The sequence below is a fragment of the Acinetobacter sp. NyZ410 genome, assembly GCF_022828975.1.
Lineage (GTDB): Bacteria > Pseudomonadota > Gammaproteobacteria > Pseudomonadales > Moraxellaceae > Acinetobacter > Acinetobacter guillouiae.
This window is the reverse complement of record NZ_CP094620.1, coordinates 242,542-260,581: the sequence shown is the minus strand read 5'-3', so window position 1 is coordinate 260,581 and position 18,040 is coordinate 242,542. Positions and strand designations below refer to the sequence as shown.

General features: G+C 40.3%; 17 protein-coding genes and 5 tRNA genes. 1 reads left to right on the top strand and 21 read right to left on the bottom strand.

The genetic code is table 11. From position 1 onward, the window contains the following. Positions 1-4: 4 nt before the first annotated feature. The 21 genes from secE to MTO68_RS01120 all read right to left on the bottom strand — a co-directional run bounded on the left by secE (position 5) and on the right by MTO68_RS01120 (position 16,465). On the bottom strand, positions 5-445 hold the full coding sequence (secE, locus tag MTO68_RS01220) for a preprotein translocase subunit SecE (protein WP_244014691.1): 441 nt from the start codon (positions 443-445) through the stop codon (positions 5-7). Between the two features lie 74 nt (positions 446-519). After that, positions 520-595, bottom strand: a tRNA-Trp gene (locus tag MTO68_RS01215). 50 nt (positions 596-645) lie between these two features. After that, positions 646-1,836, bottom strand: a complete 1,191-nt coding sequence (gene tuf, locus MTO68_RS01210) for an elongation factor Tu (protein ID WP_004723653.1) — start codon at positions 1,834-1,836, stop codon at positions 646-648. A gap of 144 nt (positions 1,837-1,980) precedes the next feature. After that, positions 1,981-2,055 (bottom strand) — tRNA-Thr (locus MTO68_RS01205). A gap of 11 nt (positions 2,056-2,066) precedes the next feature. Then, positions 2,067-2,142: transfer RNA gene (locus MTO68_RS01200), tRNA-Gly, on the bottom strand. A gap of 32 nt (positions 2,143-2,174) precedes the next feature. Beyond that, positions 2,175-2,258, bottom strand: a tRNA-Tyr gene (locus MTO68_RS01195). A gap of 53 nt (positions 2,259-2,311) precedes the next feature. Next, positions 2,312-2,387 (bottom strand) — tRNA-Thr (locus MTO68_RS01190). Between the two features lie 98 nt (positions 2,388-2,485). Next, positions 2,486-3,979, bottom strand: a complete 1,494-nt coding sequence (gene trpE, locus MTO68_RS01185) for an anthranilate synthase component I (protein ID WP_244014690.1) — start codon at positions 3,977-3,979, stop codon at positions 2,486-2,488. Positions 3,980-4,109: 130 nt separating this feature from the next. Continuing rightward, positions 4,110-4,778, bottom strand: coding sequence for an HAD-IA family hydrolase (locus MTO68_RS01180; RefSeq protein WP_244014689.1), 669 nt, complete (start codon positions 4,776-4,778; stop codon positions 4,110-4,112). A gap of 93 nt (positions 4,779-4,871) precedes the next feature. Then, positions 4,872-5,594 carry an FHA domain-containing protein gene (locus tag MTO68_RS01175; RefSeq protein ID WP_004818502.1) on the bottom strand — a complete coding sequence of 241 codons (723 nt, stop codon included), beginning with the start codon at positions 5,592-5,594 and terminating at the stop codon, positions 4,872-4,874. A gap of 184 nt (positions 5,595-5,778) precedes the next feature. Beyond that, complete coding sequence (gspD, locus tag MTO68_RS01170) at positions 5,779-8,028, bottom strand: type II secretion system secretin GspD (RefSeq protein ID WP_244014688.1); 2,250 nt, start codon at positions 8,026-8,028, stop codon at positions 5,779-5,781. Positions 8,029-8,069: 41 nt separating this feature from the next. Next, entirely contained in the window at positions 8,070-8,915 is an 846-nt protein-coding gene (locus MTO68_RS01165; RefSeq protein WP_004818497.1) for a type II secretion system protein N, read from the bottom strand. Further along, positions 8,915-9,658 carry a type II secretion system protein N gene (gene gspN / locus MTO68_RS01160; protein WP_004818496.1) on the bottom strand — a complete coding sequence of 248 codons (744 nt, stop codon included), beginning with the start codon at positions 9,656-9,658 and terminating at the stop codon, positions 8,915-8,917. The genes MTO68_RS01165 and gspN overlap by 1 nt, the downstream gene beginning before the upstream one ends. Before the next feature lie 163 nt (positions 9,659-9,821). Then, entirely contained in the window at positions 9,822-10,148 is a 327-nt protein-coding gene (locus MTO68_RS01155) for an H-NS histone family protein (protein ID WP_004718506.1), read from the bottom strand. Positions 10,149-10,373: 225 nt separating this feature from the next. After that, positions 10,374-10,811, bottom strand: a complete 438-nt coding sequence (locus MTO68_RS01150) for an acyl-CoA thioesterase (protein WP_034617650.1) — start codon at positions 10,809-10,811, stop codon at positions 10,374-10,376. 9 nt (positions 10,812-10,820) lie between these two features. After that, positions 10,821-12,014, bottom strand: coding sequence for a tetratricopeptide repeat protein (locus tag MTO68_RS01145; RefSeq protein WP_244014687.1), 1,194 nt, complete (start codon positions 12,012-12,014; stop codon positions 10,821-10,823). A gap of 4 nt (positions 12,015-12,018) precedes the next feature. Next, positions 12,019-12,849, bottom strand: coding sequence for a hypothetical protein (locus tag MTO68_RS01140; RefSeq protein WP_244014686.1), 831 nt, complete (start codon positions 12,847-12,849; stop codon positions 12,019-12,021). Then, the gene (locus tag MTO68_RS01135; protein ID WP_244014685.1) at positions 12,846-13,628 is read right to left on the bottom strand and encodes a uroporphyrinogen-III synthase; all 783 of its coding nucleotides are present in this window, start codon (positions 13,626-13,628) and stop codon (positions 12,846-12,848) included. Before MTO68_RS01135 ends, MTO68_RS01140 begins: the two co-directional genes overlap by 4 nt. Positions 13,629-13,641: 13 nt before the next feature. Beyond that, entirely contained in the window at positions 13,642-14,565 is a 924-nt protein-coding gene (gene hemC, locus MTO68_RS01130; RefSeq protein ID WP_244015944.1) for a hydroxymethylbilane synthase, read from the bottom strand. Positions 14,566-14,661: 96 nt separating this feature from the next. Next, complete coding sequence (locus MTO68_RS01125) at positions 14,662-15,399, bottom strand: LytTR family DNA-binding domain-containing protein (protein ID WP_004818489.1); 738 nt, start codon at positions 15,397-15,399, stop codon at positions 14,662-14,664. 49 nt (positions 15,400-15,448) lie between these two features. Beyond that, positions 15,449-16,465: a histidine kinase gene (locus MTO68_RS01120; RefSeq protein ID WP_004718518.1), complete on the bottom strand. Its 1,017-nt coding sequence runs from the start codon at positions 16,463-16,465 to the stop codon at positions 15,449-15,451. A 134-nt stretch (positions 16,466-16,599) separates the two neighbouring features. On the opposite strand from MTO68_RS01120, the gene argH reads away from it, so the two are divergent. Beyond that, positions 16,600-18,030, top strand: a complete 1,431-nt coding sequence (gene argH, locus MTO68_RS01115; RefSeq protein ID WP_004718519.1) for an argininosuccinate lyase — start codon at positions 16,600-16,602, stop codon at positions 18,028-18,030. Positions 18,031-18,040: the final 10 nt, after the last annotated feature.

Sequence of the window (18,040 nt, the reverse complement as noted above, 5' to 3'; positions counted from 1 at the left end):
TCTCTTACCCGATAATAAACTTCATAAACCAACCGATGATATAGTCAAAACACCACAAAATAATTGCGGCAACTACAACAACGAGGAGAACTTGCCATGAAGTGGTTACTGTTTCATGTTTCGTAGGCCATGTAACTCGACGCAATTCGATACGAGAGTCTTTAAGCAAACGAACAAAGCCTTTGCCTTGATGGGTGGCGTATAATAAACCTAAAGCTACGATGACACAAGCTAAAATTACCCCAATACGCACCCAGACACTATTTGCAGGTGCCCAATACGCTGGAAGATATTGATTTGTCATCAACGCACCGCCAAATAAAGCCAATGCTATGATCCACAAAATAAAATCAAATGGAGAACTTGTCTTCACCATTTCAGCAGAATTGTTGCTTTGAGGAATTGCCGCGCCGCCCATTGCGTCACGTGATTTATCATTCGACATTTTTGTACTCGTCGTAGGTTTCGCGACTTATTATATGACCAGTTTAGCCGACATCAAGTTTTTTATTTAAAAAATGGCAGGTCAGGAGGGACTCGAACCCCCAACATTCGGTTTTGGAGACCGACGCTCTACCAATTGAACTACTGACCTATAAACAAACCGAGAGCCTAAACTCTCGGTTAGAACAAACATATTAGCGGTTATGCAGTTACTTTAGCAACTACACCAGCACCAACTGTACGACCACCTTCACGGATCGCAAAACGTAGACCTGGGTCCATTGCGATTGGGTGGATTAGTTCTACTGACATTTCAACGTTGTCACCTGGCATAACCATTTCAACGCCGTCTTGTAATTGGATTGCGCCAGTTACGTCAGTTGTACGGAAGTAGAACTGTGGACGGTAACCGTTAAGGAACGGAGTATGACGACCACCTTCTTCTTTAGAAAGTACATATACTTCTGCGTCGAATTTAGTGTGCGGCTTGATTGTACCTGGTTTAGCAAGTACTTGACCACGTTGTACGTCTTCACGCTTAGTACCACGTAAAAGAACACCACAGTTCTCGCCCGCACGACCTTCGTCAAGAAGTTTACGGAACATTTCTACGCCAGTTACAGTTGTTTTAACTGTATCTTTGATACCAACGATTTCAACTTCTTCGCCGACTTTAACGATACCAGATTCTACACGACCTGTTACCACTGTACCACGACCAGAAATAGAGAATACATCTTCGATTGGCATCAAGAATGCTTTATCGATAGCACGTTCTGGTTCTGGAATATAAGAATCAAGCGCTTCAACAAGTGAAAGTACAGCTGATTCGCCATATTGACCAGCATCACCATTCAGTGCAGCAAGTGCTGAACCACGGATGATAGGTGTATCATCACCAGGGAAGTCATAAGTAGAAAGAAGTTCACGAACTTCCATTTCTACCAATTCAAGTAATTCTTCATCATCAACAAGGTCACACTTGTTAAGGAATACAAGAATATAAGGTACACCTACTTGGCGAGAAAGAAGGATGTGTTCACGAGTTTGTGGCATTGGACCATCAGTCGCAGCACATACAAGGATCGCACCGTCCATCTGAGCAGCACCAGTGATCATGTTTTTAACATAATCGGCGTGACCTGGGCAGTCTACGTGAGCGTAGTGACGAATTGGAGAATCGTATTCTACGTGTGAAGTATTAATTGTAATACCACGTGCTTTTTCTTCTGGTGCAGAATCGATTGCTGCGTAGTCTTTAGCTTCACCGCCGTAAGTTTTTGCACAAATTGTTGCAATTGCAGCAGTTAAAGTTGTTTTACCATGGTCGACGTGACCAATTGTACCCACGTTTACGTGTGGCTTATTACGTTCAAACTTAGCCTTAGCCATTTGCTCTTCCTCGTTTATGTCGAACACGAGTTAAACAACTCAGCATCGACAATCGTCTAAAAAACTAGACACCTAATACTTGAAAAGCAGACTAATAAGCCTGCTTTTGAGAAACTGGTGTAGAATAATCTACCAAATTGTATCTGGAGCTCTTATCGAGATTTGAACTCGAGACCTCTCCCTTACCAAGGGAGTGCTCTACCACTGAGCTATAAGAGCATCATCTTCGATGGAGCGGGAGACGAGGGTCGAACTCGCGACATGTAGCTTGGAAGGCTACCGCTCTACCAACTGAGCTACTCCCGCTTAATGTTGGTAATTACCACTTATCGAAGTAATGGTGGTGAGAGAAGGATTCGAACCTTCGAAACTTTCGTGGCAGAGTTACAGTCTGCTCCCTTTGACCGCTCGGGAATCTCACCTTTACACTTACTTTCAGTGTCGTTCTTCAACATTATAACACAAAACCTTAAGATGGTGCCGGCACACGGATTCGAACTGTGGACCTACTGATTACAAGTCAGTTGCTCTACCAACTGAGCTATGCCGGCGTTTCTTAGTGTTTCGTACGTTTCGTATCGGAACGGTGTGCAGTTTAGCAAAACTCAGAATCCTTGCAAGTGTTTTTTGCAAAAAAAACCTCAAAAACTCATAAAATCAATCCGTTTGACGATAATTCAACCGCTTTGATCACTGCGCGAGCTTTTATTTGGGTTTCATTCCACTCTGATTCAGGATTTGAGTCGACAACCAACCCTGCACCAGCCTGTACATAGACCTTATTTTCACGAATAACACAGGTTCTGATCGCAATCGACATGTCCATTTCGCCATGCCAGCCCAAATAACCCACAGCACCACCAAAAATTCCACGTTTTACCGGCTCAACTTCGTCAATAATTTCCATTGCACGAATCTTTGGGGCACCTGAAAGCGTGCCTGCTGGAAAAGTTGCCTTAAAAACATCCAAAGCATCGACATCATCCAACACTTCACCTTGTACATTGGAAACAATATGCATGACATGTGAATAACGCTCGATCACCATTTGATCAGTCACTTGCACTTTACCGATTTTCGAGACACGCCCCACATCATTACGACCTAAATCAATCAGCATTAAATGTTCCGCAATCTCTTTTTCATCAGAAAGCAAATCTTTTTCAAGCGCCAAATCTTCTTCTTTGGTTTTTCCTCGTGGACGTGTACCTGCAAGCGGACGTACAGTCGCGATCCCATTTTCGAGTCGAGAAAGAATTTCCGGTGAAGAACCTACGATATGGAACGGCTTTTGATCTAAAAGGGTCTGCCCTTGTACCAAAAATAAATACGGTGATGGATTGAGATGTCGTAATGCGCGATAAACCTGTAAAGGCTCACCATCAAAATCCGACACCATACGATGCCCAGGAACAACTTGCATCACATCACCAGCACGGATGTATTCTTTAACTTTCTCAATTGACTCAAGGAATTTGTCATGCCCAGTCAGTGACTCAAAATGCGGAGCGGTATGTTTTTTAGCAACCAAGCTGATTGGCATAGCCAATAATGTCTCAATCTCATCCAGCTGTTGCTGAGCCTTGGCATAAGCCTCTGTATCATTAACATCTGCATGTACGATTAAAAACAAAGTATCTTTTAAGTTATCAAATACAATGACGGTTTTAGACAACATCATCCATAAGTCTGGCAGTCCAACGGGATCCGCCTCAGGCACATTCTTTAACCTTGGCTCAATATAACGTACTGCGTCATAACCAAAGTAGCCCACCAAGCCGCCAGTAAAATTAGGCAGTGCGGGTAAATCTTGTTGGGTGGGTACTTTAAACTGCGCTTGAAAATCACGGATATATTGAAAGGGATCTGCACATGGCTGGGTATCTATCGAGCCATCTACCGATTTGATCGTGAGCTGTCCTGCATTACAGGAAAATACGATTGATTCACCCAGTCCAATAATTGAATATCTTGCCCAGTTTTCGCCACCTTCGACAGATTCAAAAAGATAAGCTTGTTGATGCTGTTTTAACCGTGCAAATACAGACAATGGCGTATCTGTATCGGCTAAGCGTTGGCGATATACAGGGATAAGGTTATAACCCGCTGATTTTAGTTGTTCAAATTGCGCTAAGGTTGTCATCAGGAATTCTCTCTATTTTCGATAATACTAAGTATGGATGTCTCTGCATTTCACTTAGTGACGCCATCGAAAAGTGCGTTTGCTATTCATTCCTCTTCCCTTTTTCCGCAACAATTTAAATATACAGGTGTTAAGCCAAAAGCTCTGTTAAATCATCCACCACTTGTTGTGGCTGACAGAGTTGAATATCTTCACCGTGATTATAACCATAGCTGACCACAATACAATCAACCTCTGCACGGCGTGCAGCCTCGACATCATTACTTGAATCGCCAATCATCAAGGTTTTGTCCGTTGATGACTGATAAGTTTCAACACAATACAACAATGGTTTTGGATGTGGTTTACGCACTTCAAAACGATCACCACCTATTACATCGACAAAATAGTGATCCATTTGCAATTCTTCTAGAATTTTTCGTGCCGGCTGTTCTGGTTTATTGGTCACACAAATCAATTTCTTATTGTTTTCAATTCCCCACTCTAAAAATTCTAAAATTCCAGAGAATGGTTTGGTATCAACACAAGGCTCTGCATTGTAAATTTCCAAGAATGTATCCAAAAGCTGTTGATGCAGTACTAGATCCACTTCACCCTTTAAATACTTCAATGTACTTTCACAAAATAATGAGGTGCCTTTACCAATCCAAACCCGAACCTGTTGTTCAGTGACTTGGGGTAAGTTCAAACGCGCTAGACTTAAGTTCATGGCACGATATAAATCAAATGCTGAATCAACCAAGGTCCCATCCAAATCAAATAAAATCAGTTCGCGTTGGTCTAGCTTTGCCACATTCATGATTTACACCTAAATCGAGTTTTAATTTTAAAAACCAAAATACAAAAAACAAAGGCATGCGATTGCATGCCTTGAGTGTAGCGCATTCGCAAATTATTTAAACAATAGCCATGCAATAATTGCCAAAATGATCAAAATCACCAGAGTTGCCAAACCTAACTTTGCATTTTTCTGGGTTTCGACATGTTCTTCTGCAACAATCTCAGGTGCTTTGACCTGCTCTACTTTTGGCTGTGTAGCCGCATGAATATCCACACCTTCTGGAATTGGCGCAGGTTTAGGGATTGCTACACCAGACGGCATACCTTCACGGTTGATTTGCACACTGCTATCTCGTTCTGAAAGCTCAGGCATGCCCTGTTCATTCATCTGATCTGCCACTGTACGTTCTACTGGGGCAGCTGGTTTAATTTCAGCAGTCGCCACAGCCTCAGCAGGTTGTTGAACTGGCGTTTCTACTGGAACTACAACCGGTTGAACTTCGACCTCAGGCGCTGCCTGTTCAGTTTGCAAAACAACAGGTTTTACTGGTGCAAGTACATTAAATTTAACACTGGCAAATTGAACAATATCACCATCCATCAACAATTTATCTTGATCGATACGGATATCATTCACAAAAGTACCATTGGATGACTTTAGATCTTGAACCCAAAGCGCATCTTCTTTTAATAAGAATGCAGCATGGCGACGTGAAATTTCCGCAGCTTGTAATAACAGGTCTGCATCTTGATGGCGTCCAACCAGCATATCACGGTCAATCGTGACTTCCTGCCCTTCTAACTCACCTGTAATTGCTTGTAATTTCCAAGTCATGATTATCTTCCCATTCTAATTCAAGTCTATCTTAGCATGACATTTCTACAGTGCTAAATCAGCGCAAAACCAAGCTTTATGTTGTCCACGCCACAACAGAACACACCACAATACTTTAACAAGCTATTTTAAATATCAAATAAAGCATGCGATTAGAAGCACTTGTTACGCGAAGCCCACAATGCTACTGCTTACGGATATCATTTGGCTCCTCTGCAACGGGTGTAGTCACTGCATTGCCTTGTACTGCACTTGTCTTGGCACCTGTAGGCACTTTTTGATACTGACTTGATGGTTGTGCTGTCGGTTGCGGTTGTACCAGCTTAGGCTGCGAACTTGGTGTTGAGCTGATCGGTAGTCGTTGCTGAAAAACATCATCCACATTGGCTGGGAGTTTGGCAAAGTTACCATCTTTATCCATCGCCAATTGCAGACTATACAGCTGATCATAACGTTGTTGAGATACACGGCGTATATCAGCGTTATCACCAATTATCGTTGGATGGATAAACACCAATAAGTTACGTTTAGCATTCGATTTGCCTTCCGCTCTAAATAAACGGCCTAAGCCCGGGATATCACCCAAGAAGGGTACAGACTGACGCGTATGAGCTGTATCATCTGAAATCAATCCACCTAACACCACGGTTTGCCCATGATCTGCAAGCACAGAGGTCTTGATCGAGCGTTTACTGGTGACCAAATCTGTTGCCTGTCCTTTATTTTCAGCAACCGCAGAGACTTCTTGTTCTACCTCTAAACGAATCGAACCACCCTCACCAATATGCGGAATTACCTTTAAGGTCACCCCCACATCCTTACGTTCAATTGAGGTATATGGATTGACAGTACCCCCTGTCCCGGTACTGACTGAGCCTGTAACAAATGGAACGTTTTGCCCAACCACAATATACGCTTCTTCATTATCCATTGTGACAATCGATGGCGTAGATAATAAATTTGACTTGGTGTTGGCTTTTAAAGCCTGAATCACTGCACCATATAATTTACGAGAACCATCAGCACCTTCTCTATAATCCCCTAAAATCAGAGATGTACCTGCACCAACAGCGCTACCTAAACCAGCCGCCCCACCTGACAGATAGCCTGCTGCCAATTTAGATAAACTTGTACCCACATTTGAAAAATTGACAACACCCACACCACTACTTAGATCACCCATTGCCCATTGCACACCGAGTTGATCAGTATCATTACCCTCAACCTCAATAATCGTCGCTTCAATCAATACTTGTTGACGACGGACATCGAGCTGTTGGATCGCCGCTTCTATTTCGCGCATCAGTTGTGGTTCAGCTTTAACCACCAACGCATTTTGAGCACCATCTGCAATAATGCTCACACCATTGGCATTAAAACTGGTGATATTATTTTGATTATTGTTATTTGAGTTGCTGTTTAAATTAATTGCTGGTGTTGAAATACTGCTTCCAGTGCTTGAGCCGGTATTCGATGATGAATTGTTATTATTGTTAAAACTGTTGCTATTGCTGTTGTTAGAACTACTATTAGAAGAATTATTTGAACTAGAATTGACTGCCTGACCAGTAACCAAACCTTGTAAAATTTCAGATAAATTCTTTGCACTGGCATATTTTAATTTAAAGACTTTAAGACCACCTAAACGATCCGCAGAAGGTACATCCAACATTTCAATCATATTGCGGATACGTTTACGCGTACCTGTATCCCCTTTAATCAAAATACGGTTGGTCCGTGCATCAGCAATAATACGAACCCTTGCCCCAGCAAAGTCTTTCGATGCGCCTGTCGAACTCATGGCATCCAATTGCTTAATGATCTCTTCAGCTTGACTCTGTTGTAAAGGAACAGCTTCAATATCATTTTGCCCAGTACCATCTAAGTTGCGAATAATGGTTTCAAGTTGATAAATATTCGCTGCACGATCAGACACAATTAACGCATTGGTGCCTTGTATTGCCGCCAAATGTGCAAATTGTGGCATTAAAGGACGTAATGCTGGGATCAAATCATTGGGGTTGGTATTTTCCAACCAGATCACCCGTGTTACAACCTGATCACCACGTGCATTATTGCGTGGGTCATAAGGTACACCCGAGTTTTTTACATTACTGTCTGGTACCAAGCGAATGGTATTCCCCGATGGAATAGCCACCACACCATTGACATTCAGCACCCCTAAAAATAGGTCATAAACTTCATTTTTATTTAGAGGTTTATTTGAAATAACCGTGACATTGCCACGTACACGGGGATCGACCGCAAAATTTTTGCCCGTAATATCTGCAACTTCGTTGATAAAAGCCGTGAGATCAGCATCGCGTAAGTTAATTTTCCACGTCTGTGCATGTGCTGCTGTACTGACCGCAACCATCATTGGTGCCGCTGCAACTAAAGCCCAAAGTGGTCGATTGTGATTCAAAAAAGCCATAACTTATTATCTATCCTAATTTTATTTGTAGTCCTAGCCACTTACAAACTTTGCTGAATGGTCATCACCTGATCACCACGCTTAATTTCAATTTTTACTTTGCCATCACGCTTTGCTTGTTCTAGCAGCTGAACATCACTCTGTCCTTGACCTACTGATTGTCCATTGAGTGAAAGAATACGATCTCCAGATCTTAATCCCAGTTTATTTCGGAGCGCTGCGGGGGTCTGATCTGTCACTTCATAGCCTTGACCGCCACTTGCGTTAACCCCCATGTTCTTTAGGTATTCGTCCCGATTTTCATTCATCTTCTCAATCGCCTGCCCTAAAGCATTTTGGCTTGAATTTTGTTGTGGCGATGGCACAGGATTACTTGCTGGCGGGCTGGTATTTTGATCTGTAGATTGCCCTGGCATAGGCTGATACAAACTATCCAGCCCGGTAAAACGTAACTCTTTACTGTTATTTCCATTTTGACTTAAAACAATATGATCCCAATATACTTCGGATAACTGATAACTGGTACCCTCAATTGGATCACCCACCGCATAACGATCTGCTGTTTCTTTGACTTTAATCACCGCTGAAGAGAAACGCGCAGGATAACTCACGACTACACCTTGCAAGACCATCGGAATACTGTCATCTGCAGTCGCACTAGAACCCACTTCCTCAAACAATGAAAAGCTTGAAATATTGGGCACTTGGATTTGTTGTGAACCTAGACTCACTTGCTCTGGTTGCATGACTTGTGGCGGTGCAACCACCCACCAAAAAATCGAAGCCAGTTTCCAGCACAATGCTAAAATTAAAAGAAATAAAACAACAGGTGCAAGGTGCTCTGTTTTTTTCCAAGAAATATTTTCAAAGCGTTCTTTTATATTCATTAGAAACCACCTTGAATGAGTGGTTGTCTAGAACTAATCACAAAAGTATCTAAACCAGCCTTTCCATCATAGGAAGGCACATTGAGTAACATGCGTTGGGTTAATTGCACATCTAACATCATGGTTGGATCTATGCTGATATTGGCCATCTTCTGGCTACGTTGATCTTGTATATCCAAAATCAGTTTACCCGCTTCATCTTTAAGTTGTGCATTTAAAGACGGGATATTCATTTGATCTTGACGCTGTCCAAAAGTATAACGAAGCTCACCACCACCCCAATGCAATTGACCATCGACATCACTAAATCCAGTGTCTTTTTTAAAACGTAGGGTCATATCTGAAATTTGAATTGCATTCGCTGGCCACTGCCAATTTGCAATATTCTTTAAAGTTTCTGGTGCAATCTGACCTTGCATCTGATTAATAATTATTTTTTTACCAAGACCATAGCCGACAACCCCATTGAGCTGAGTTTGCCCACTATGCACTTCAACATTTGCGCCCACACGTAATAAAATCAGATCCCACGGGCGTGTTCTCCACGAAACGGAACCACGTAAATTACCCTTGCGCCAATCTGCTTGCCCTTGCCAAATATTTCCACTGACATTTTGTAAGGTTTGATTGTTCTTATAAAATTTAGAAATCAGCCATGTTGCAGGGACTTGCAAAAGTACAAAAATTAAAAAAGCGACAACTCCAGTAATCCACCACGTGATCTGTTTTGATTTTTTATTCATTCATCTTTACCATCATTCATTTATTCTTCCATGCAAGATGATGCCCTCTTGTTTATACATTATGCATAATTTTTGCATAACGCCAATTCACTCGTATAAAAAAACCAAGCAGATTTGCTTGGTTCTTTGATTTTAAGGTCTTTGAATGACACTTAGATGAAGATTAGATCAAGAAATCTTCTAATTTTGCACCTTTTTCGATTTCTGCAACCAACCAACGTGGTTGTTTACCGCGTCCAGTCCAAGTTTCAGAAGTATCTTTTTTATTGCGGTAACGCGGCTCAACAGCTTTACGCGTTGTCTTTTTACGCTTTTGCGCGCCGTATTCAATAAACTGTTCTAAAGTTAAACCAGCAGATTGCGCAATTTCAATAATTTTATTATAGGCATCTTCAACTGCTTGGTCTTTTTTACTTTCAATTAAAGCTTCTGCTTCAGCTGTTAACTTTCTTAACTCTTCAACCGATAAATTACTAATATCAGGCATCATTAACTCTCCACGTAAATTTCTTAATACTTATTTAAAATAACTTCATAGCAATAGTATTTTCATTTATTCCAATAAGCAATACATATATTCCCCAATAAACACATAAAACAACAAAAAGATTATTATAATTACCTCAAAGCGCTTATTTTTAACATCAAAATAAAGTGAATGCAAAAGAATATGCTGTCTTATGTTTTAAATATAATGATGATAACTGAGACATTTTTATGTATTTTTCAAATCATTATGCACTGTAGCTTCTAAATCAATTATAATTTTTCGCAACTGTTGAGGAATTAATGCTTTTTTCATCGCTACTTTATCGACAAAAACAATAACTGCTTCTCCGTCCGCCACAATCTGCTGTTGTTGCTGACTGAATAATACATAATGCATGCGTATAGCACTATTTCTCATTTCTTCTACCCGCGCACCAATATGTAGCACATCAGGATAAAATACAGGTTTTAAATATTTGCATTGACTGGAGGCAACCACAGTTAAAACATCTTGGTCAAATACATTTAAACGATCAAAATATTCAATACGTGCACTCTCAATATAACGATAATACATCACATTATTTACATGACCAAAAGCGTCCATATCGCCCCATGCAACCTTTTGCTCATAAACGATCGGGAATTGTGTCAATGGATTCATGCTGGGTTCTCAAATTTTAAATTGAATATAATTGCTATCTTTTTCAAAAATTGAATTCAATTGTTGAATTAATTCATCATTTCCATTTAAAGTGGACTTGATCCTTAAATAATTCATTAGAATATCATTTGGATATAATGACAGAAGTTGATCTGCTTCATATTCCCGCTGTGTTGCAATATATATATGCCATTTAGCAAAGCAAAAAACAGGAATGTTCATATATTTAGATTCAAGATTTATAATCTGTTGCTCTAAATACTCATAATCTGGATTCTGTCTAAGCAACTGTTGCTGGAACCATAAGTGGAACACATCTTGGTCAAATTTTTCATTAAGTATTTGAATCACCAGCTGCTGTTGTTGCTGAGCAAGTTCAGGCAAGCGAGTAATAATTTTTAGCCAAAGCACTTTTGTCTCATAAGGCATTTGATCGAGTTGCGGCTCTATCTCTAAAAATTTTTGCTGTAATAGTTCAGTATCTTCAAAACTTGCTTGGTCATAACAACCCAAAAGCTGTATTAACCATTGCTGTTTAGTCGCAGTTTCTAATTGTCCGAATTGAGTTGAGTGTAAATATTGCCACGGATATTGTAGGGCGAATTGTCCCCATAATTTTTGCACGGACAATTTATAACTTTCTGAAAGTTGATTCAGCCACGGCGAAAGCTCATGTCCATTTAAAAACTCTAAATGGGTGAGGGCTTGCTGACTGTCTTGTTGGGCCAAATAAATTTCGATACGTAAGATTTCCGCCAATTCAAAAGCGGATGGAGAGCTGTGTTCTAAAGCCTTTAATGCTTCTGAATAATGCAGTTGTTTGAGTAATAATCGGGATTGCACAATCGGCTTTAATAAACCAGATTGATCAAAAATCGTTTGAATCACCTGCTCTTGTTCATCTTCACCATCTAATAACCACAATACACCGAACTGTTCAAATGGGTGCAACGTGCTAAAACTCACTACTTGTTCTAGTTTTCTTTTTTCTCGGCGAATATAACGATTGAGGAAATACCATGCCACATGCATCAAAAAACTGATGCCAACGCCAGCAAAGGTTAAGAACCATAAATTGGTTTGAATTTGAATATTGTGCCAGAGCACATAGACATAACCCGAGCCTGCGGTATAACTCAGTACACTCAGTACAGCCAGAATAATCAGGCTAATAAAGGCATAGATCAGAAAAATATGTTTCATCGATCTACCCCAAAACAGCCAAGCTATTCAGCTTAGGAATCGGTGGCTGCGATGTTTGCTTCATTTTTAATATTTTTTGCTTAATCTTCTGACTAGCAGCATCGGGTAATATATCTAATTGTTGAATCATTTGATTCAGCATCTCTTGATATTCAGCAGTTTGCCCTTTGACTAATAATTGTTGCGCCAGTAATAATCTTAATTGGACTTCTTTTAAAATAAATTTACGGCTTGCCAATGCTGGCGTGTTTGTTTCAACAATATCGACTTGAAACCATTTTTCCCAAAAGTATTGCGACTGATCTTGATCTGGTTTCAGTTGATTATTTTTCAATTCAGTGATGAGTGCTTGATTAACTTGTTTAAGTAAAGCCTCTAGTTGATCTCGCTGGGCATTTCGTTCAATCACAAAGTGTTGAATACTCTGTATATCTTGCGCAATGGTTTGATGTAGGCTTTGTTTTACTGCATCTGCCAACGCATACTGATCTAAAGATTGATTTAACTGAGTAAGATGCTCAAGTGCATACACAAACTGTTGTTGTTGCATAGCAAATTGCACCAACTCTAGTTGCTGTTTAACCACTACACTAGGATGAATACCAGCAATAGGCGTTTGAATCGAAGCGGTTTTCTTTGCCACCTCTTGAGTCGGTTCATCTGTTTGTCGTTTTACTGCCACCAATTGATCATTCAAACTGGCATTCTTTTGTTCACTTTTATGCAGTGTTTGTTGAATATCATTGAGCTGTTGTGAAACATGATAGAAGTTATAACTCAACTTAATGAGCCATCCTAAAGCGATCAACAATAAGACATAAATAAACTTCTTCATAACTTCCTTTGCAACTGCACTATGGTTTGTAGAATGGTTTCTGGCGCCAAATTTGAAATTTGAGTGCTATTCAAACAGGTCTGAGCTGCATTTTTACCATGTCTTAATAATTGATACAAACGCTCACCCAAAACTAAATAATGACAAGCACTCACGATCTCTTGATGATCTCGGGTCAAAGCCAGCCAATTGTGCCAACTGGCTTCACTACTGATACAACACCAATAAGGCTTTTCAAATTGCTCAATTTTGCTCACAAAATCTAAAAATTTTGCCTGAGTTTGTTGAGGAAATGCGCGGTCATATAAAACAAAGTTTAAAACATCAATATGACGCGCTTGGCATTGTTGCATCATAAATTGACGCCCACCTTCACCACGCCAAAACGCAATTCTCTTGAGCTCTTTTACCTGATTAAACAGCGCTAAGCTTAGCATACCTTCGGATGTTTCCACCGCAGGAACATGGCTTTCCACCCCATAATCTAAAAGTCGTTGCGCAGTTTTTTTACCTACAGCAATCCACTGAATATGTTGGATCTGTGCAAGTGATAGACCCGATTGCTGAAGATATTGCATACCAATCTGCACAGCTGTAGGACTGACCACAACAATAATTTGAGTCGATAACAGCTGTAAATAAAGTTGTTGTAATGTGTTGTTATATGGACGTGGTGTTAATGCCAATAATGGTAGATCAACCACGTCAAAACCTGACTGGCGCAGACATTGGGTTAATGGCTGAGCCCGATCAATGGGACGCGTATTAATAAATAGCATTGAAGCCTAAAAACTAAGCTTGATAAAGTGCTTTGAGTATTTCTCCAGCACCTTGTTTAAGTAGGTTTTGTGCAAGTTGCACACCTAACTGCTCTGCTTGATCTGGCGTACCACTGACTTGGCTACATAATAGCGTTTGGCCGTCCGCACTCCCTACACGTCCTTCCAAAGACAATGTTTGATCCTTCAATGTGGCAAAACCTGCGATAGGCACTTGGCAGCCACCTTCTAGATAAGCATTAAAAGCACGTTCAGCACGAACACAGGCATTGGTTTCAACATGCATTAACGGCATGATTAAATCCAAAATCTCTTGATCAGCTGAGCGGCACTCTAAACCCAGTGCACCTTGGCCTACCGCGGGTAAGCTAATTTCTGCTGGTAGTGTATGACGAATACGGTCTGAGAGTTCTAAGCGTTTTAAGCCTGCACTGGCAAGGATGATGGCATCATATTGACCTGCATCCAGCTTGGATAAGCGTGTTCCAACATTGCCACGTAAATCAATCACATTTAAATCAGGGCGCTGTTTTAAAATCTGACATTTACGGCGCAAGCTCGATGTGCCAAGTGTTGCGCCTTGTGGTAAATCATCAAACTTTGCGTAATGGTTAGAAACAAAAGCATCAAAAGGGTCTTCGCGCTCACAAATTACTGCAAGCTCCAAACCTTCTGGTAATTGCATCGGCACATCTTTCATGGAATGAACGGCTAGATCTGCACGACCATCCATTAAAGCAGCTTCTAATTCTTTGACAAATAAGCCTTTACCACCAATTTTGGCCAAAGGTGTATCTAAAATTTTGTCACCTTGGGTTACAAAGGTAACCAATTCTACTTTTACATGCGCGTGTAATTGCTCTAAACGATCACGAATATGCTCAGCCTGCCACATTGCGAGCGGGCTCTGGCGAGTTGCTATTTTCAAGGTTTTCATCATTTCAGCTTTGCCAAACTTTTAAACACTCTAAACTTACTCTGCAATCGTAAAAATGCAAGTAAATTATCAAAATGATTTAAGCTTCCCATCAAACTATAAATTCTGCATCCGTTCGCGCAGTAACGGTAAGTGACGACGACTGACTGCCAAACGCTCGTCTAATTCGCGGCATCGTACCTGATACTGCCCAGAGGACACCATTTCCAACCCATCTAAATAATCTAGAGAAATTAAAGCATTACGATGAATACGAATAAATCGATCTGCGAACTCTGTTTCTAAATCTTTGAGCGTTTCATCAATAAGCACACTGCCATTTTTATGGCGTACAGTGACATATTTTTGATCTGCTAAAAAATAGTAAATATTTTCAACAGGAATTAGCTCCAAACCTCGATAGGTTTTTGCAGCAATTTGCTGTCTTTGCACTTTTTCTTCCATGAGTTCTTTTTTTTCTAGGTGAGTTAATTGAGCTTGAGTCAGTTTAGTGACACTCTCCAAAACCGTTTCTAAATCATCCTTGGCAATTGGTTTTAATAAATATCCTTTTGCTTGAGATTGAATGGCTTGCAAAGCATGTTCATCAAATGCCGTACAAAATACGATTGCTGGCGTCGGATTAAAATGTGCTAAATGCTGCGCACAGCTTAAACCATCCATTTCTGGCATTTGAATATCAAGCAACACCACATCTGGCTCGAACTGCTGAACCATTTCCAATGCCTGTTGACCATGTTGCGCTGTTGCAATAACCTGATGCCCAAGTTGCGACACCAATCGTGATAAGCGTTCCACTGCAAGCGGTTCATCATCACAAATCAGGATGTCCATTGCTCCTCCTTACCCAAATATATCGTCTTTATTTTAATGAATTTCCCAATCATCTATTTTTATACTGATATTGGATTACCATTGTAAATAATCCATTCCCTGCATAATTCCGAAAATAAACAGAATCGCCAAAATGTGCTTTTAGACGCTGTTTTACATTTTCTAAAGCAATTCCATGCCCTTCTCGTACTTTTATTCTATCTTGTAAAAATGGGTTGGTAATGACTATGTTGACTTGATTTTGCAATATTTCAACCAGTATGCCGATCTTGGCATCGATAATCTTTTGCTCAACCCCATGAAAAATACTGTTTTCAATTAAAGGTTGTAAGGTTAATAAGGGAATTTTGACCTGATCTAATAACAGCGGTTGTTGAATATTCCATTCCACATTTAAACGATCTCCCAAACGAATTTGCTCTATTGCAATATATTGTTGAGATAACTGTATTTCTTCTTTTAAGGTCACGAGCTTTAATTCTTGAAAACTGGCTCTAAACAATTTGGATAAATCTATCAGCATTTGTTCAGCTTTATCGGGATCAATCGCAATTAAACTCACCACGCTATTTAAACTATTAAATAAAAAATGTGGATGAATACGTGCTTGCATAGCCTGAATACGCGCATTCAATTCACTGTTTTGCTGCAATACTGCTTGTTCACGGATATACAAGTAGCGTAAACAAAATGCGCCGAGTAATACCCCATAACTGACATGCAAAATAAGATTATGCGAAATGTCTTGCATGGAAATATTTTGTAAAGAAAAATGCGTTCCCCAATAATGAATAATATTTAAAACCAGTGTTGTACACAACACAATCGCCTGTAAAAGGATAAAACTGAATATTGAAATAGATAAATAGGTATATTGCGAGAGCCTTTTTTCAAATACATCCTGAAAAGCTGCAAAGGCCAATAATATCCAATTAATATATAAAATATATTCTAAAACATGCCAAAGATTTAAATTGCCCCATGATTGTGCTTCGGCCAGTGCCAATAAAAAAGCCAATACATTGCTAGAGATAAATAATTCGAATAAATACTTGCGGTGCCCCATTTTGCTAAAAAAATAAGACTGATAAAAACCGCGCCCAGATTTTATTGATGAATGATTGCGCTTTACTTCGGCAAGTGAGGCTGAATTTGTTATACTGCGTTTAGTTCTACTGCTTTTTTTCCTACTGAGCCGATATGACCACATCTTCTAATTCCTCTAATCCGTCACAAGCCCAAACTTCAGGCATGTGGGGCGGTCGTTTCTCTGAAGCTACTGATGCCTTTGTTGCTGAATTTACTGCATCAGTTCAATTTGACCAACGCTTTTATAAACAAGATATTGCTGGCTCGATCGCACATGCGACTATGTTAGCAAAAGTTGGTGTCCTTACAGAACAAGAACGTGATGACATTATCAATGGTTTAAACACAATTAAAGCTGAAATTGAAGCAGGTCAATTTGAATGGCGCATTGATTTAGAAGATGTGCACATGAATATCGAATCTCGTTTAACTCAGCGTATCGGGATTGCAGGTAAAAAATTGCATACCGGTCGTAGCCGTAATGACCAAGTTGCCACAGACATCCGTTTATATGTACGTGACGAAATTGATGCGATTTTGACTTTACTGGAAAAATTACAAAAAGGCATCTTGGGCTTAGCAGCGAACAATACTGACACCATCATGCCAGGCTTTACCCATTTACAGACTGCGCAACCTGTGACTTTCGGTCATCATTTGATGGCGTGGTTTGAAATGTTGGTGCGTGACTCTGAGCGTTTAATCGACTGCCGTAAACGTGTCAACCGTATGCCTTTAGGTTCAGCTGCGCTTGCTGGAACAACCTATCCTATTGATCGTGCGTATACTGCGGAATTGTTAAACTTTGAAGCCGTTGCTGAAAATTCTTTAGATGCGGTATCTGATCGTGACTTTGCAATTGAATTCAATGCTGCTGCATCTTTAATCATGATGCATTTATCACGTATGTCAGAAGAAATGATTCTTTGGACTTCTGCACAATTTAAGTTTGTGAATATCCCTGACCGTTTCTGTACTGGCTCATCGATCATGCCACAAAAGAAAAACCCAGATGTTCCTGAGCTTATTCGTGGTAAAACTGGCCGTGTCTATGGCGACTTAATGAGCTTGCTCACCCTCATGAAGGGTCAACCTTTGGCCTATAACAAAGACAACCAAGAAGACAAAGAGCCTTTGTTTGATGCGATTGATACAGTGCGTGGTTCATTGATGGCTTTTGCAGATATGATTCCTGCACTTGTACCAAATATTGAAATCATGCGTGAAGCGGCTTTACGTGGTTTCTCTACCGCAACAGACTTGGCTGATTACCTTGTAAAAAATGGCGTTGCTTTCCGTGATGCACATGAAATCGTAGGTAAAGCCGTGGCTTTAGGTGTGCAAGAATCGAAAGATCTTTCTGAATTAAGCCTTGAGCAATTACAACAATTCTCAGATTTAATTCAAGCAGATGTGTTTGAAAAAGCATTAACCCTTGAAGCATCTGTCAATGCGCGTAATCATATTGGTGGTACTGCGCCTGCACAGGTTGCTGCTGCAATTGAACGCGCTTATATCCGTTTAGAAAAACTTTATGCATAAGGAGTTTTGA

Coding starts and splice junctions, on each gene's coding strand:
- MTO68_RS01150 (WP_034617650.1), bottom strand. CDS start 10,811: ATGAATCCATTGACACAATTCCCGATCGTTTATGAGCAAAAGGTTGCA.
- trpE (WP_244014690.1), bottom strand. CDS start 3,979: ATGACAACCTTAGCGCAATTTGAACAACTAAAATCAGCGGGTTATAAC.
- tuf (WP_004723653.1), bottom strand. CDS start 1,836: ATGGCTAAGGCTAAGTTTGAACGTAATAAGCCACACGTAAACGTGGGT.
- MTO68_RS01155 (WP_004718506.1), bottom strand. CDS start 10,148: ATGATGCCTGATATTAGTAATTTATCGGTTGAAGAGTTAAGAAAGTTA.
- gspN (WP_004818496.1), bottom strand. CDS start 9,658: ATGAATAAAAAATCAAAACAGATCACGTGGTGGATTACTGGAGTTGTC.
- hemC (WP_244015944.1), bottom strand. CDS start 14,565: ATGAAAACCTTGAAAATAGCAACTCGCCAGAGCCCGCTCGCAATGTGG.
- MTO68_RS01180 (WP_244014689.1), bottom strand. CDS start 4,778: ATGAATGTGGCAAAGCTAGACCAACGCGAACTGATTTTATTTGATTTG.
- MTO68_RS01145 (WP_244014687.1), bottom strand. CDS start 12,014: ATGAAACATATTTTTCTGATCTATGCCTTTATTAGCCTGATTATTCTG.
- MTO68_RS01175 (WP_004818502.1), bottom strand. CDS start 5,594: ATGACTTGGAAATTACAAGCAATTACAGGTGAGTTAGAAGGGCAGGAA.
- MTO68_RS01165 (WP_004818497.1), bottom strand. CDS start 8,915: ATGAATATAAAAGAACGCTTTGAAAATATTTCTTGGAAAAAAACAGAG.
- MTO68_RS01120 (WP_004718518.1), bottom strand. CDS start 16,465: ATGGGGCACCGCAAGTATTTATTCGAATTATTTATCTCTAGCAATGTA.
- gspD (WP_244014688.1), bottom strand. CDS start 8,028: ATGGCTTTTTTGAATCACAATCGACCACTTTGGGCTTTAGTTGCAGCG.
- secE (WP_244014691.1), bottom strand. CDS start 445: ATGTCGAATGATAAATCACGTGACGCAATGGGCGGCGCGGCAATTCCT.
- MTO68_RS01125 (WP_004818489.1), bottom strand. CDS start 15,399: ATGGACATCCTGATTTGTGATGATGAACCGCTTGCAGTGGAACGCTTA.
- argH (WP_004718519.1), top strand. CDS start 16,600: ATGACCACATCTTCTAATTCCTCTAATCCGTCACAAGCCCAAACTTCA.
- MTO68_RS01135 (WP_244014685.1), bottom strand. CDS start 13,628: ATGCTATTTATTAATACGCGTCCCATTGATCGGGCTCAGCCATTAACC.
- MTO68_RS01140 (WP_244014686.1), bottom strand. CDS start 12,849: ATGAAGAAGTTTATTTATGTCTTATTGTTGATCGCTTTAGGATGGCTC.